At 56.2% G+C, this 14,900-nt stretch carries 12 protein-coding genes and 1 tRNA gene; 7 read left to right on the top strand and 6 right to left on the bottom strand.

The window, feature by feature from the left end; all coding sequences use genetic code 11:
• Nucleotide 1: 1 nt before the first annotated feature.
• From H9C73_RS07765 to H9C73_RS07745, 5 genes are all read left to right on the top strand, one after another.
• On the top strand, nucleotides 2–250 hold the full coding sequence (locus H9C73_RS07765; RefSeq protein WP_209287247.1) for a hypothetical protein: 249 nt from the start codon (nucleotides 2–4) through the stop codon (nucleotides 248–250).
• Nucleotides 251–345: 95 nt separating this feature from the next.
• Nucleotides 346–2,097 (top strand): extracellular solute-binding protein, encoded by a 1,752-nt coding sequence (locus tag H9C73_RS07760; protein ID WP_209287342.1) that lies wholly within the window; start codon nucleotides 346–348, stop codon nucleotides 2,095–2,097.
• Nucleotides 2,097–3,179 (top strand): microcin C ABC transporter permease YejB, encoded by a 1,083-nt coding sequence (locus H9C73_RS07755; protein WP_209287246.1) that lies wholly within the window; start codon nucleotides 2,097–2,099, stop codon nucleotides 3,177–3,179. The genes H9C73_RS07760 and H9C73_RS07755 overlap by 1 nt, the downstream gene beginning before the upstream one ends.
• Before the next feature lie 8 nt (nucleotides 3,180–3,187).
• Complete coding sequence (locus tag H9C73_RS07750; RefSeq protein WP_236014156.1) at nucleotides 3,188–4,204, top strand: ABC transporter permease; 1,017 nt, start codon at nucleotides 3,188–3,190, stop codon at nucleotides 4,202–4,204.
• 2 nt (nucleotides 4,205–4,206) lie between these two features.
• Nucleotides 4,207–5,796, top strand: a complete 1,590-nt coding sequence (locus tag H9C73_RS07745; RefSeq protein WP_209287244.1) for an ABC transporter ATP-binding protein — start codon at nucleotides 4,207–4,209, stop codon at nucleotides 5,794–5,796.
• A gap of 79 nt (nucleotides 5,797–5,875) precedes the next feature.
• Here H9C73_RS07745 and H9C73_RS07740 read toward each other — a convergent pair whose 3' ends face one another.
• From H9C73_RS07740 to H9C73_RS07715, 6 genes are all read right to left on the bottom strand, one after another.
• Entirely contained in the window at nucleotides 5,876–7,759 is a 1,884-nt protein-coding gene (locus tag H9C73_RS07740) for a SurA N-terminal domain-containing protein (protein WP_209287243.1), read from the bottom strand.
• Nucleotides 7,760–7,861: 102 nt separating this feature from the next.
• Nucleotides 7,862–7,938, bottom strand: a tRNA-Asp gene (locus tag H9C73_RS07735).
• A 25-nt stretch (nucleotides 7,939–7,963) separates the two neighbouring features.
• Nucleotides 7,964–8,239 carry an HU family DNA-binding protein gene (locus H9C73_RS07730; RefSeq protein WP_209287242.1) on the bottom strand — a complete coding sequence of 92 codons (276 nt, stop codon included), beginning with the start codon at nucleotides 8,237–8,239 and terminating at the stop codon, nucleotides 7,964–7,966.
• Nucleotides 8,240–8,369: 130 nt separating this feature from the next.
• Nucleotides 8,370–10,796, bottom strand: coding sequence for an endopeptidase La (gene lon, locus H9C73_RS07725; RefSeq protein ID WP_209287241.1), 2,427 nt, complete (start codon nucleotides 10,794–10,796; stop codon nucleotides 8,370–8,372).
• A gap of 175 nt (nucleotides 10,797–10,971) precedes the next feature.
• Entirely contained in the window at nucleotides 10,972–11,565 is a 594-nt protein-coding gene (nfuA, locus tag H9C73_RS07720; protein WP_209287240.1) for a Fe-S biogenesis protein NfuA, read from the bottom strand.
• Nucleotides 11,566–11,643: 78 nt separating this feature from the next.
• Complete coding sequence (locus tag H9C73_RS07715; protein ID WP_236014155.1) at nucleotides 11,644–12,654, bottom strand: glycosyl transferase family protein; 1,011 nt, start codon at nucleotides 12,652–12,654, stop codon at nucleotides 11,644–11,646.
• A 173-nt stretch (nucleotides 12,655–12,827) separates the two neighbouring features.
• Here H9C73_RS07715 and rlmD point away from each other — a divergent pair, with 173 nt between their 5' ends.
• Complete coding sequence (gene rlmD, locus H9C73_RS07710) at nucleotides 12,828–14,174, top strand: 23S rRNA (uracil(1939)-C(5))-methyltransferase RlmD (protein WP_209287239.1); 1,347 nt, start codon at nucleotides 12,828–12,830, stop codon at nucleotides 14,172–14,174.
• Nucleotides 14,167–14,796 carry a pseudouridine synthase gene (locus H9C73_RS07705; RefSeq protein ID WP_209287238.1) on the top strand — a complete coding sequence of 210 codons (630 nt, stop codon included), beginning with the start codon at nucleotides 14,167–14,169 and terminating at the stop codon, nucleotides 14,794–14,796. The genes rlmD and H9C73_RS07705 overlap by 8 nt, the downstream gene beginning before the upstream one ends.
• The last annotated feature ends 104 nt before the right edge of the window (nucleotides 14,797–14,900 follow it).

Below are 14,900 nucleotides of genomic sequence, written 5' to 3'. Positions count from 1 at the left end.
GATGGATACGCTCAGCATTACCATCATCGTGATCTCAGTGGTGCTGGCCATCGCGTTCAAGTGGGTATTGTTCCGCAAGATTCAGCGCTGGATGGATCAGGATCTGATCAAGCAGCTGGCGGCAGGACAGCTTGAACTTGAAACGCTGCTGACGCATCACTACGAGGAGCTGCGCCGTCAGGGCATGAAGCGACGCCATATTCACGAGAAACTGCAAACACTCGCTCACAAGCATGAACCCCGAGCCTGACTTGGGGTCAAACGACCGCATTTATCTGGACGCGGCACGCAAAGGAGACACTGGTGCGATCACTTAAGCAGCTTGTACATCGAGCCCTCCCTCTGATGCTGATACTGCTGACCGGCAGTGCATCCGCCACCGAACACCCCAGCCATGGCATTGCCATGCATGGGGAGCTGAAGTACGGCCCCGACTTCCAGCACTTCGATTACGTTAACCCGGATGCTCCCAAGGGAGGTGCGCTGCGTGAGGCTTCAATAGGCACTTTCGACAGTCTCAACCCATTCATCATCAAGGGTACGGCTGCCGAGGGAACCGGACTGCTGTACGACTCTCTGCTGGCACGCGCCCTGGATGAACCCTTCTCCCTCTATGGACTGCTGGCACAGTCAGTCACGCTGGACGAGAGCCGGCAGTGGGTCGAGTTTGAACTACACCCGGAAGCCCGATTCAGTGACGGTGAACCCGTAACGGCTGAAGACGTGGCCTTCACCTTTGAGCTTCTGCTTGAGCAGGGCAGCCCTTTCTTCAAGAGTTACTATGCCGGCATTGAGCAGGTAAAGGTCATCAGCCGCGCTCGGGTTCGCTTTGAGTTCAAGAATACTACCAACCGTGAACTGCCTCTGATCGTGGGCGAAGTCCCCATCCTGCCCAAGCATTACTGGAAGGATCGTGACTTCAGCACGCCCTCACTGGAGGTACCGGTAGGCTCAGGTCCCTATACGGTTGAGCGCATTGATCCCGGCCGCACCATTGTCTACCAGCGACGTGATGATTACTGGGCACAGAATCTGCCCGTAAACCGGGGCCGACATAATTTCGACCGCCGACAGATCGATTATTACCGTGACAGTACTGTCGCACTCGAAGCGTTTAAGGCCGGCGAATACGATTACCGCAGTGAGCACTCCTCCAAAGCCTGGGCGACCGGCTATACCGGCACTCCGTTTGACGATGGCCGTATTATCACCGAGGAGATTGAGCATCAGAACCCGAGGGGCATGCAAGGGTTTATCATGAACACCCGCAAGCCGCTGTTTGCATCGCCCAAGACCCGCCAGGCTCTGACATACGCCTTTGATTTTGAATGGACCAACAAGAACCTGTTCTATAACGCCTACAAGCGCACGCACAGCTACTTCTCCAACTCCGAAATGGCGGCGGACAGCCTGCCAACACCTGAAGAACTGGAGATTCTGGAGCCCGTTCGCGGTCAAGTACCACCGGAGGTCTTTACCCAGGTTTACCGTGCACCGGAAACCGACGGCAGTGGCCGCAATCGACGCCAGCTGCGCCAGGCCCTGCGCCTGCTGCAACAGGATGGCTGGACGCTTGAAAACGGCACTCTGGTCAATGCCAACGGCGAGCCCTTCAGGTTTGAAATTCTGCTGGTACAGAAGGAATTTGAGCGGGTTGTTTCTCCCTTTATCCGGAATCTTGAGCGCCTGGGCATCGAAGCAGATATCCGCATCGTCGACGTGTCCCAGTACATCAACCTGTTGCGCCAGTTCAATTTTGACATGATCGTGTACGGCTTTGGCCAGTCCAGCTCTCCCGGTAACGAGCAGCGCGACTACTGGCACTCCGACAGCGCCGACAGGCCGGGCAGCCGCAACCTGATCGGCATTCACAACCCGGCTGTTGACCATCTGGTGGAGCAGCTGATTGCAGCACCGGACCGTGAACAACTGGTACTGCGTGCCCGCGCGCTGGACCGTGTACTGCAGTGGAACCACTACGTGATTCCGCATTACCACATCAGCGCCTGGCGCATCGCCTACTGGCACCATCTGCAGCACCCTGACACCAGCCCCAAATATGATATCGGGCTGGATACCTGGTGGGCCCAACCCTGATGGCAGCCTATATACTGCGCCGTCTGCTACTGATTGTGCCAACTCTGCTTGGCATACTGCTGCTCAATTTTGTGTTGGTGCAGTTTGCCCCCGGCGGCCCTGTCGAGCAGACGATCGCTCATCTGGAAGGCATGGGCGTGGGTGCAACCAACCGCATGGGCAGCGGCCCTCAGAGCGACACCACAGCCACGGGAGAAAGCGGTTACAGGGGTGCCCAGGGGCTGGACCCCGCGCTGGTTAAAGAGATCGAGCAACTGTACGGGTTTGACAAACCGGCCCATGAACGGTTTTTGCAGATGCTCGGCAACTATCTGCAGTTCGACTTCGGCAAAAGCTTTTACAGTGACAAGCAGGTGGTCGACCTGATTATCGAGAAACTGCCGGTGTCCATTTCACTCGGACTCTGGACCACTCTGCTCACCTATCTGGTGTCCGTCCCACTGGGGATTCGCAAAGCCGTGCGTGACGGCACACCCTTTGATGTCTGGAGCAGCAGCCTGATAATCGTCGGCTATGCCATTCCCAACTTTCTGTTCGCCATCCTGCTGATCGTACTGTTCGCCGGTGGCACCTATTTTGAATGGTTCCCCCTTCGCGGCCTGACATCACCCGACTTTGACCAGATGACCTGGTGGCAACAGGTGGGTGACTATTTCTGGCATATTACACTGCCGGTTCTGGCATCCGTGGTGTCGAGCTTTGCCACCCTGACCATGCTGACCAAAAACTCCTTTCTGGATGAAATCCACAAACAATATGTATTGACCGCTCGCGCCAAGGGCTTGAGTGAAAATGCCGTGCTGTACCGTCACGTGTTCCGCAACGCCATGCTGCTGATTATCGCGGGCATGCCCGCTGCACTGATCGGCATTTTCTTCACCGGCTCCATGCTGATTGAAGTGATCTTCTCGCTGGATGGACTGGGACTTTTGGGCTACGAGGCTGTCATCAACCGTGATTACCCGGTTATCTTCGGCACACTCTACATCTTCACACTGGTGGGGCTGTTGCTGAAGCTGGTCAGCGATATCACCTACACTCTGGTCGATCCGCGCATCGACTTCGAGAGCCGGGAGGTGTAACTGTGGCCATGACACCTCTACAGCAGCGACGCTGGCACAGTTTCAAACGCAATCGCCGCGGTTACTGGTCGCTATGGATTTTTTCCATTCTGTTCGCACTCAGCCTGATTGCCGAGCTGATCGCCAATGACCAGCCCATTCTGGTGCAGCATCAACAGCAGTATTACTGGCCCGTATTGGCTGAATACACCGAGGCCGACTTCGGAGGGGAGTTCGAACTGCCCGCTGATTACCGCGACCCTTATCTGCAGGAGCTGATCACGGATGACGGCGGCTGGATGCTCTGGCCGCTGATCCGCTTCAGCTATGACACCATCAATTACGAGCTGGACCAGCCGGCACCCTCCCCGCCCACGTCAACCAATTGGCTCGGTACCGACGACCAGGGGCGGGATGTCATGGCACGGGTGATCTACGGCTTCAGGCTGTCGGTGCTGTTTGCCGTTGTACTGACGCTGGCCAGCTCCGTGATTGGTGTCTGCGCCGGTGCCGTACAGGGCTATTACGGTGGCAAAATCGACCTGCTGTTTCAGCGCTTCATCGAAATCTGGTCAGGCCTGCCCGTACTGTTTCTGCTCATTATTCTGGCCAGCCTGATCAAGCCCAATTTCTGGTGGCTACTGGGGATTATGTTGCTGTTTTCGTGGATGAACCTGGTGGATGTAGTCCGTGCAGAGTTCCTGCGCGGCCGCAACCTCGAATATGTTCGGGCCGCCCGCGCACTGGGGCTTTCGGATGGACGCATCATGTACCGCCATGTACTGCCAAATGCCATGGTGGCCACCCTGACATTCATGCCCTTTGTATTCAATGGCGCAATCGTCACACTGACCGCACTGGATTTTCTTGGCTTTGGCCTGCCACCGGGCTCACCGTCGCTCGGTGAACTGGTCGCACAAGGCAAGGAAAACCTGCACGCGCCCTGGCTCGGCATTACTGCATTCCTGACACTGTCCATCATGCTGACCCTGCTGATCTTCATTGGTGAAGCCGTCCGTGATGCCTTCGACCCAAGGAAACTATAACCATGTCGAAGACGCTCATTTCCGTTCGTGACCTTTCGGTTCGTTTTGTTGGCAACCCTGAACCGGTTGTCAGCCATGTCAGTTTCGACATCAATACGGGCGAGACACTGGCAATCGTTGGCGAGTCAGGCTCCGGCAAGTCTGTGACTGCCCTGTCGTTATTGAAACTCCTGCCCGCTCACCAGGTTGAGTATCCTGAGGGAGACGTTCGGTACGCCGGCCAGAATCTGCTATCAGCACCGGAATCAGAGTTACGGAAGGTCCGTGGGCACAAGGTGGGTTACGTGTTTCAGGAGCCGATGACCTCGCTTAACCCCCTCCACACGCTTGAAAAGCAAATCAGCGAAACACTGCGTTTGCATCTGGGGCTTGACCGCGAGTCGTGCCGAAACCGTGCCATCGAACTGCTTGAACTGGTAGGGATCGACAGCCCGGAAGAACGCCTTTCCCACTACCCGCATCAGCTCTCGGGTGGTCAACGCCAGCGGGTCATGATTGCCATGGCACTGGCCAATGAGCCGGAACTGCTGATTGCGGATGAACCGACAACCGCGCTGGACGTCACGGTCCAGCAGCAGATACTGGAGCTGCTGCAGTCCCTGCAGGAGCGACTGGGCATGGCGATCCTGATGATCTCGCATGACCTGAATATTGTCAGGCGGGTTGCTGATCGTGTCTACGTCATGCATGAGGGCAAGATCGTGGAGTCTGGCCACTGCCTGGCGCTGTTCGATCAGCCGCAACATCCCTACACCCGCAAGTTGCTGGCCGCGGAGCCCGAAGGCTCTCCCCCGCCGGTAACGGATGCCGGCTCGACCATACTCGAGACGCACGCACTCAAGGTCTGGTTTGCTCAGCGCAAGGGGCTGTTACAGCGCGTCACGGGATACCACAAGGCGGTTAACGAAATCGACCTGCAGCTGTCACCGGGCGAAACGCTGGGCATCGTAGGAGAGTCCGGCTCTGGCAAGAGCACACTTGCACTGGCGATACTGCGACTGATCAGCAGCCGCGGTGATATCTATTTCAAACAGCAGCCGCTGCATCCGCTCAAGCAGAAACAGATGCGACCGCTTCGGCGCGAACTGCAGATCGTATTTCAGGATCCGTTTGGCAGCCTCAGCCCCCGCATGAGCATTGCGGAAATCATCGCCGAGGGGCTTGAAGTACAGGGTATAGAATCCCCTGAAGACCGAACCCGTATTGTGGACGAAGCATTACAGGAAGTCGGCCTGAGCCCGGCAATGCGAAACCGTTACCCGCACGAGTTTTCGGGCGGGCAGCGCCAGCGGATTGCCATTGCGCGTGCGCTGGCGCTCAAGCCATCCGTGATCATTCTGGATGAGCCTACCTCCGCACTAGACCGCACCGTGCAGAAGCAAATCATCACGCTGCTGCGCGACCTTCAGCAGCGCCATGGCTTCAGCTATCTGTTCATCAGCCATGACCTTGCCGTCGTACGCGCCATGAGCCACCGGGTGATGGTCATGCGCCATGGACAGGTGGTTGAAGAAGGCGACACGGAAACCCTGTTCAAATCCCCTCAGGCCGAGTACACACAAAAGCTGCTCCAGGCCTCAGCCGTCCTTTAGCCGGCAACTTATACTGAAAGCCACATAAAAAAAGACCGCCTGCATGGGCGGTCTTTTTTCTGGCAGCAGGGTCAACGCATCAGTTGCGTTCGACCTCGGCCGCTTCCTCAAGCGCTTCAACACGCGCCTGATAGGTCAGCTGGCCATTGCGGTTGGCGATAAAGCCCCCCATCTGCTTGACCAGGTTGTCATCCAGATCGCTGACATCAGCGGCATGCACCGCCTTGAGCTCTACAATGGCAAGATCACCATTGCGCAGACTCACGCGGCCAAAGCTGGATGCTTCACCCTCGGGGCGAGGCAGCTCAAACGCATAGCGATTGATTTCCAGCGGTGCGCTTTCGGCTTCGCGGCCCATATTCGCCACTTCTGACCAGTTAAGCGCTGACACTTCATTCAGGGCCTGGCCTGACTCAAGCGCAGTCAGCAGCTCATCCGCTTTCGCTTCCAGCGCTGCTGCGGCCCGCTCACGACGCAATTCAGCTTCAAGGCGCTCTTTCACCTCTTCAAAGGCAAGCTGGCGCGACGGAATCTGCTCTTTCACGCGAACAACAACGGCGCGCTCACGGCTCAGCTCAAGCGGCTCACTGTTCAGCGCCTCATCCTGAAGCTCAGCACTGAAGGCAGCGCGCAGGATCTTGGCATTGGATGTGAGCTCAGAATTGCCACCTGCCCTGGAGAAAGGCTCAGTCTGCTGAATCTCCAGACCCAACTCTTCAGAGGGCACTTCCAAGTCCGCAGAGGAAAAGCTCAAGTCAGCCAGTTGCTCAAGTGCCGCCACATAATTGGCTTCAGCCTGCTCACTGGCCAGCTCGGCGCGAATTTCATTTTCACGCTCTGCAAAGCTGGGCGGCTCGGTTGCACGGATATCTTTCAGCTTGATCAGATGGTAACCAAACTCGGTACGCACCGGCTCAGACAGCTCACCCGCTTCCATCGAGAAGAGCGCATCTTCAAAGGGTCCGACAAACACACCTCGGGCGTTATACCCAAGCTCCCCGCCCTGAGGGGCAGAACCCGGGTCTGCCGAGTATTCCCGGGCAGCCTCTGCAAAGGTCAGCTCGCCGGACAAAATGCGCTCACGCAGAGATTCAGCCTGCTGACGCAACTCTGCCTCATCGCCTTCGCCGGCTTCCAGCAGAATGTGTGCGGCGGAACGCTCTTCGTCAGCCTCAAACCTCACCAGCTCCTGCTCGTAAGCTGCACGCACATCGGCTTCATCAACCGCCTCGGCATCCGCAAAGTCATTCTGGTTCAGCTCGATGTATGACAGGACCACCTGTGGCTCTGTCATGAAGCGTTCCATATCCTCATCGTAGCGAGCCTTGACATCCGCGTCGCTGATCTCCAGCCCTGCCTCAACCTCTTCCAGTGAGAGCTGCACCCAGGCGATGTCACGTGTTTGACGATCCAGTGCCAGCAGTTGACGGACCTGAGTCGGCGTTGAGAAAGCTGACAACTGATAGGCCATGCGCTCCTGACCAATCAGTTGTTCCTTGCGCAGCAGCTCGCGATACATCAGCGGTGTCATGCCAACGGCACGCAGGGCTGATTCGAACTGTGCCGGATCAAACTGGCCATCCACCTGAAATTCGGGCGTGGCAACAATCATTTGATCAATCATGGACTCGGACAGATACAGCCCCTGCTCTTCAGCCGACTGCAGGCGGATTTCCTGGCTGACCAGTGCATCCAGCACCTGACGGCGCAGCAGGTTTTCATCAATAGCGGCTGGATCGGCATTTTCACCCATCTGAGCCAGAATCTGGCGGCGCTGCAATTCGGTCTCTCGCTGCAGGTCAACGGCGCTGATCTCTTCACCATTCACTTCAGCCGGCGCCTTTTCGCTGTTAGCCAGACCAATCAGTGACTCAACACCAAACAGCGCGAACGTCACGATGATCAGGCCGACGATCACCTTGGCAATGATCCCCTGTGAATTTTCCCTGATGGTTTGAAGCATTGTAGGCGTACACTCTGATTTATAAAAAAAGCGCATTCGGACCGAATGCGCTTTTTCAGATCATTTTAGAGGTCCGAAAGTGATTCGGACATGATCGAAAGTTGGCGGAACGGACGGGACTCGAACCCGCGACCCCCTGCGTGACAGGCAGGTATTCTAACCAACTGAACTACCGCTCCGTCGCAATCAGGACTTCAGATCCGATTACTTGTTTACCGCGTCTTTCAGAGCCTTGCCAGGCTTGAAAGTCGGCAGAGTAGCGGCTGCGATTTCGATCGGCTTGCCAGTCTGCGGGTTACGGCCGGTTCGAGCCGCACGCTCTTTAGTGGCAAAGGTGCCGAAACCAACCAGTGCGACTGATTCACCACGCTGCAGCGCTTCAGTGACAGATTCCAGTGTGGCATCCAGCGCACGACCGGCCGCTGCTTTCGGGATATCGGCAGATGCAGCAATCGCGTCGATCAGTTCAGATTTATTCACATTGTTCCCCTTTTAGAATCGTTGTCTTTTTCTATCCGTTGTCATTGCCCAGCGCATAGTCTGCAACTTTATACCAACTGCCCGAAACAGGTGTCAACTGGCTGCAGCCCTTTTATGCTGGGGCTTTGCGTTAATGCGTGCTCAGTTGACCTGGCTCGCTGCGGCTGCCGTTTTTCTCTTTTGCAGCAGCCTCAATTTCATCATCTGTCAAGGGTTTTGGCTGATGAGTCAGTGCAATGTCCAGCACTTCATCGATCCACTTGACCGGACGGATATCAAGATCTGCCTTGATATTGTCGGGAATTTCCTTGAGATCGCGGGTATTTTCCTCCGGAATCACCACAGTGCGAATACCGCCACGGTGTGCCGCAAGCAGCTTTTCTTTCAACCCGCCGATGGCCAGAACCTGTCCACGCAGGGTAATTTCGCCCGTCATCGCCACATCGGCACGAACCGGAATACCGGTCAATGCCGATACGACCGCCGTACACATGCCGATACCGGCACTGGGACCATCCTTGGGTGTTGCCCCCTCAGGTACGTGAATATGAATATCACGCTTCTCATGGAAATCAGGCTGAATACCCAGCAGACGTGCTCGATTACGCACCACGGTCATGGCAGCCTGGATGGACTCTTTCATCACATCACCGAGTGAACCGGTGTTGATCTGACGCCCCTTGCCGGGCACGACAGCCGATTCGATGGTGAGGATATCCCCGCCCACGGATGTCCAGGCCAGACCGGTCACCTGACCCACCTGGTCCTCTTCCTCGGCCATGCCGAATTTATATTTCTTCACGCCGCTGTAGTCTTCGAGCTCTTCACCGGTTACCTTGACGGTGTAGCCCTTCTTCTCCAGTGCCAGCTCACGCACGACTTTACGCGCAACCTTTGCGATCTCACGCTCCAGCCCACGCACACCGGCCTCACGGGTGTAATAGCGCACCAGCCCCAGCACCGCTTCATCCGTAATTTCCAGCTCCTTGGGCTTGATGCCGTTGTTCTTGAGCTGCTTCGGAATCAGGTAGCGCTTGGCGATGTTGAGCTTCTCGTCCTCGGTATAGCCGGGGATACGAATGATCTCCATGCGATCCAGCAATGGGCCCGGAATATTCATGGAGTTTGAAGTGCACACGAACATCACGTCGGACAGGTCGTAGTCCACTTCCAGATAGTGATCATTGAACGTGCTGTTCTGCTCCGGATCCAGTACTTCCAGCAGCGCAGAAGCCGGATCGCCACGGTGGTCCATACCCATCTTGTCGATCTCGTCGAGCAGGAACAGCGGGTTTTTAACCCCCACACGTGACATCTTCTGGATCAGTTTACCCGGCATGGAACCGATGTATGTACGACGATGGCCGCGAATCTCGGCCTCATCACGCACGCCACCCAGCGCCATACGGACGTATTTGCGGTTAGTAGCGCGCGCAATGGAGCGCCCCAGAGATGTCTTGCCGACGCCCGGAGGCCCGACCAGACACAGAATCGGGCCCTTGATTTTCTTCACGCGCTTCTGAACCGCCAGATACTCCAGAATGCGGTCCTTGACCTCTTCAAGGCCATAGTGATCCTCATTGAGGATTTTCTCCGCATGGCGCATATCCAGGCGTACACGGGAGCGCTTGGTCCAGGGAATCTGCAGCATCCAGTCGATATAACCGCGTACAACCGTTGCTTCGGCGCTCATGGGCGACATCATCTTGAGCTTGTTGTATTCGCTCAGGGTCTTGTCCAGCGCTTCCTTGGGCATGCCGGATGCTTCGATCCGGTTTTTCAGCTCTTCGATATCGGAAGCACCGGTCTCATCCATGTCACCCAGCTCTTTCTGAATGGCTTTCATCTGCTCATTCAGATAGTACTCACGCTGGCTTTTTTCCATCTGCTTTTTGACGCGGCCACGGATGCGCTTTTCGACTTCCACCAGATCAATCTCGGCTTCCATCAGCGACATCAAGTGCTCAAGACGCTGGCGTGCTCCCAGCATTTCCAGGATGGATTGCTTCTCTTCCAGCTTGAGCGCCATATGCGCCGCAATGGTGTCAGCCAGGCGCCCGATATCATCGATTCCCTGAAGTGAGCTGTGCACTTCCGTCGGGATCTTCTTGTTAACCTGAGCAAAGCGCTCGAACTGATCCAGTGCCGTTTTGCGGTAGACCTCTGCCTCTGCACTGCTGACAGTATCCACCGGCAGCACTTTCACCTGAGCACTGAAATGCTCCGGCTCTTCGTTCAACTGTTCCACACTGGCGCGGTATTCACCTTCAACCAGCACTTTCACGGTGCCATCGGGCAGCTTGAGCATCTGCAACACATTGGCAACGCAGCCGATACCAAAGAGGTCGCCTGCCCGAGGTTCATCCTCGGATGCACTCTTTTGTGCCACCAGTAGAATCTGCTTGTCACCTGCCATTGCCAACTCAAGGGCATGGATCGACTTTTCACGACCCACGAACAGCGGGATCACCATATTGGGATACACAACCACATCCCTCAGGGGCAGTACGGGAAGCTCGACGGTCACCGCGTCATCGTTTGCTTCAAATTGATCCATGATGAGTGCCTCTTTGCAGGGCGCCATAGGGGTTGGCGCTACTTGGTAAAAAACGGTTAATCATTCAATGGGGATCTTTACGGTGAATACAACCACTTAAGACCAATTTAATGATGGCTGTCCGTGTAGAAAGGACGGGGAAGTAAAAATCTTCCCCGTTGCAGAACAGTATAGATTACTTGAAGTAGGCGTTGTCGCGAACGCTGTGGTCGGTTGCGTCGCGCACAGCCTTGAGGCCAGGCACACGCTCAATCAGTGTTTTCTCGACACCATCCTTGAGTGTCATATCAACGGCACTGCACCCCTGACAGCCGCCACCAAAACGCAGGACTGCGATGGCGCCATCCTCTTCTTCAATCAACTCTTCAAGCTTGACTTCACCACCATGTGACGCCAGACCCGGGTTGATATCCGCATAGAGTACATAATTGATCTGCTCATCCATGGGGCTGTCCGGCGACACCTTGGGTACTTTCGCGTTAGGTGCCTTGATCGTCAGCTGTCCACCCATACGGTCTTCCGCGAAGTCGACATGAGCTTCTTCCAGATACGGAAGGCTGTTGCGCTCGATATAGAATCGGAGCAGCTCCAGATCCATGATTTCGTCTTCCGGGTTGACCTCTTCCGGACGACAGTAAGCCAGACAGGTTTCCGCATAGGCTGTCCCCGGCTGGGTCACGAAAAGACGTACTGCAATACCTTCGACATTCTGTTTTTCAAGCAATTCTGCCAGATAGCGCTCGGCAGGTTTGGTTACAGTAATGGTCATAAACTACCTTTGTGCATCGTTGGGCTGTGGCGTCAGCATACACCCAAATTATTCTTGAGTAAATTGATCGGATATTAGTCAGTATCGATCAATGTCCCGCGCATTCCAGCATTCGCGGGCCTGGTCAATCCACTCGGTTGTAGACCTGGCATGATCTTCTTGTGACAACAGTCTCAAGGCCGCTGCAAGCGTGCTGATGACAGCCCCTTCCCCATAGGCATGATCGATTTCACCACGCCAGAAACGGCGCAGGTCGGCAGGGCCCAGCTGTTCCTCACGCACCATCCGCTGATTATACAGGCGAGGCCAGTACTCATGATCCAGGTTGGCTCCCCGCACCCAGTGCAACTCGGTATCCGAATCTGGCTTCATCTCGGCTTCCCCGCCATCACCACGAATTGTAAGGCTGTAACGGGTGCCCAGCAGCTGCGCTGTTTTCTGATGCATGGGGGCGTAGGGAGGATGAAAAACACCGTCGATACAGCAAGCGGCAGCAAGCGGATTCAAAAGCCGACACAGGGTATGAACCGGTGAGCGCAGGCCCAGAACCGGCCTCAACTGGATAATGTTTCCCAGCCGGGGCACCAGGGTGTCAATCGACATGAACGCAAAGTGACGCGCTTCGAGTGAGCGCTCTACGCCCTGCCAATCACGTTCAGGCAGTATGCCAAACTCTGCCAGCACATCTTCAGTGTAGATCCGGCCCGGGGTATGCCCTCGCGCCCCGTGCATGAATATGCGTACTCCCTGATTGGCCAGAGCCAGTGCTGCCAGCAGGAACCAGGGCAAACGACGCTTCTTGCCGGCATAGGATGACCAGTCCAGACTGACCTCGATGCCCGCGGGTATCCGCAACCGTTCCCGGACCGCTTCTGCAAAACCCTGCAGCTCTTCGGGCGCCTCCTCCTTCATCCTGATCAACATCAGAAAGGCTCCCAGCTGCTCAGGCTCGACCTGCTCATCCAGAATCATGCCCATGGCAGTCCTTGCCTCATCCCGTGTTAACGAGCGACTGCCGTTTTTTCCTTTTCCCAGTATGCGCACAAAGGGCGCAAAGGGGTGTTCCTGAGACATTTCACGTTCATCCATCAAAATTCAGGTCAGTGATATGGCGCAAATTATGACAGGTATCCGGTTTTAATTCAGGCGCGAGTCAAGCGGCCACACATCTACAAGGAGCTGAAAACTCAGTACAATAACGCCTTACCCGCTTACATGCGTCCCCTGATGACCGGTTACAACCATTAAGGCAAACATATCCTATGCGAAAGACACGAATTCGATTTGGTGGCCCTGCTCGCAGGCAGAAAACCAGTCAGGGAGCCGATAGCCAGCACAGCGTGCTGATTGACCGCCTCAGTCATGAAGGTCGAGGAGTCGGCCTGATTGACGGCAAAACCACTTTCATACCGGATGCCTTACCCGGGGAGCAGGTCGACGTGCGCCTTGAAGAGGTGCATAAACGCTACAACACTGCACGCGTGATAACGCGCCATAACGACAGTACGGACAGAGTCCCGCCTCTGTGCGCCCATTATGGCGAGTGCGGCGGCTGCGATCTGCAGCACCTGAATGTAGACGCGCAGCGTCAGCACAAGGAACAGCAGGTGCTGGACCAATTGAAACGTTTCGCCGACACACAGCCAGACAAGGTTTACCCGCCCATTATTGGCGAGAGCGCCGGCTATCGCCGTGCAGCCCGGATCGGCATCAATCAGCGCCAGCGTGATGGCCAGGTGTTGATCGGATTCAGGCGCCGCGGCAGCAAAAAGCTGCTTGATATCGATACCTGCCCGGTAATGCAGCCGGAGCTGCAGCCTGTATTTCGGCTGATGCGCGAAGCGCTCAAGGGCCAGGCCGATATCAGACGACTGACACATATCGATATCAGCCGGGGGGACTCTGGCGGTTATCTGCGACTGAGATGTACACGCCGCCCCGATGAAACGCTTATAAAGCGCCTTGAGCAGGTCGCGGACCAGCTGGGCCTTCAATTGGAAATCGCCGCGGAACAGGGGCAAACGGGTGATCCATCTGCCATCTATACCCTGCCTGAGCAGTCTCTTGCACTGCGCTTTGCCAGCACTGACTTCATACAGGTTAACGGCGATATCAACCGCAAAATGGTTAATCAGGCCCTTGCCTGGCTTGCCCCCGGGCCCGAGGACCGCGTGCTTGACCTGTTTTCCGGACTGGGCAATTTTACCCTGCCGTTGGCACAGCTTGCCCGGCAAGCCGTAGGGGTCGAAGGTTCAGAGGCGATGGTGGCGCGTGCGCGTGATAATGCTGCAACAGCGGGACTGAAAAACGCCCAGTTCTATCGCGCCGACCTGTCCGAAAGCTTTGTACATGCCCCCTGGTTCCGGGAAGGCTTTGACCTCATCCTGCTGGACCCTCCCCGCACCGGCGCGCGCGAAACCGTCCACCAGCTGGCCCGTTACGGTGCCAAGCGCATCCTGTATATCTCATGCAACCCGTCTGCGCTGGTAGCCGATCTCTCACCACTGCTTGAGCGCGGCTATCACATCAGCAAGTTCGGTATCATGGACATGTTCCCGCAAACCGCCCATGTCGAGTCCATGCTGTTGCTGGAACGTGCCAATGCCTGAAATCATATTCGCGGATGACCAACTGGTGGTTGTAAGCAAACCGGCCGGTCTGCTCTCCGTTCCCGGGCGAGGCCCTGAGAAGCAGGACTGCCTCTGGCGTCGTGTGCAGGAGCAGTATCCCACCGCGCGTATCGTTCACCGACTCGATCAGGCCACATCTGGCCTTATGGTTCTGGCCCTGAATGCCGACAGCCACCGCAACCTGAGCCTTCAATTTCAGAACCGCGACACCGAAAAGCGTTACCGTGCTCGGGTGCACGGCCTGCCGATTGATGACCAAGGGAGTGTTGAGCTGCCCTTGCGCTGTGACTGGGAGCGTCGACCCAGACAGATGGTCGATCACGACAAGGGCAAGCCAGCTCTCACCCTTTGGCAGTGCATTGAGCGCGATGAGGATGAAAATACCAGCCTGATGCTGCTAACCCCGATTACAGGGCGTTCACACCAGTTGCGTGTTCATATGATGGCGCTGGGCCACCCCATTCTGGGTGACCGTTTTTACGCTCCAGCGGCAAGTGCACATCGCTACCCCAGAATGATGCTGCATGCCGAACAACTGGCTGTGAACCACCCTGTTCATGGCGATAAGCTGTATTTCGAATCCCCGGCCGACTTTGCATAACGGCCACAAAAAAAGGAGCTCAAGGCTCACTGCTGTCCCATAGTTTTCGATCATAAAGGGATCCTCATTTGAGGGTCCCTTTTTTGTGGCTTTAGTGGAGGAGG

The sequence above is a fragment of the Marinobacterium alkalitolerans genome (genome assembly GCF_017776525.1).
Lineage (GTDB): Bacteria > Pseudomonadota > Gammaproteobacteria > Pseudomonadales > Balneatricaceae > Marinobacterium > Marinobacterium alkalitolerans.
The sequence above is the reverse complement of the archived record's forward strand: the minus strand, read 5'-3'. Positions and strand labels throughout refer to the sequence as shown.

What these genes read in the sequence shown, in the direction of transcription:
- H9C73_RS07755 (WP_209287246.1), top strand. Translation starts at nt 2,097, where the DNA reads ATGGCAGCCTATATACTGCGCCGTCTGCTACTGATTGTGCCAACTCTG.
- H9C73_RS07715 (WP_236014155.1), bottom strand. Translation starts at nt 12,654, where the DNA reads ATGGATGAACGTGAAATGTCTCAGGAACACCCCTTTGCGCCCTTTGTG.
- H9C73_RS07745 (WP_209287244.1), top strand. Translation starts at nt 4,207, where the DNA reads ATGTCGAAGACGCTCATTTCCGTTCGTGACCTTTCGGTTCGTTTTGTT.
- H9C73_RS07740 (WP_209287243.1), bottom strand. Translation starts at nt 7,759, where the DNA reads ATGCTTCAAACCATCAGGGAAAATTCACAGGGGATCATTGCCAAGGTG.
- H9C73_RS07765 (WP_209287247.1), top strand. Translation starts at nt 2, where the DNA reads ATGGATACGCTCAGCATTACCATCATCGTGATCTCAGTGGTGCTGGCC.
- H9C73_RS07760 (WP_209287342.1), top strand. Translation starts at nt 346, where the DNA reads ATGCTGATACTGCTGACCGGCAGTGCATCCGCCACCGAACACCCCAGC.
- lon (WP_209287241.1), bottom strand. Translation starts at nt 10,796, where the DNA reads ATGGATCAATTTGAAGCAAACGATGACGCGGTGACCGTCGAGCTTCCC.
- rlmD (WP_209287239.1), top strand. Translation starts at nt 12,828, where the DNA reads ATGCGAAAGACACGAATTCGATTTGGTGGCCCTGCTCGCAGGCAGAAA.
- H9C73_RS07705 (WP_209287238.1), top strand. Translation starts at nt 14,167, where the DNA reads ATGCCTGAAATCATATTCGCGGATGACCAACTGGTGGTTGTAAGCAAA.
- nfuA (WP_209287240.1), bottom strand. Translation starts at nt 11,565, where the DNA reads ATGACCATTACTGTAACCAAACCTGCCGAGCGCTATCTGGCAGAATTG.
- H9C73_RS07750 (WP_236014156.1), top strand. Translation starts at nt 3,188, where the DNA reads ATGACACCTCTACAGCAGCGACGCTGGCACAGTTTCAAACGCAATCGC.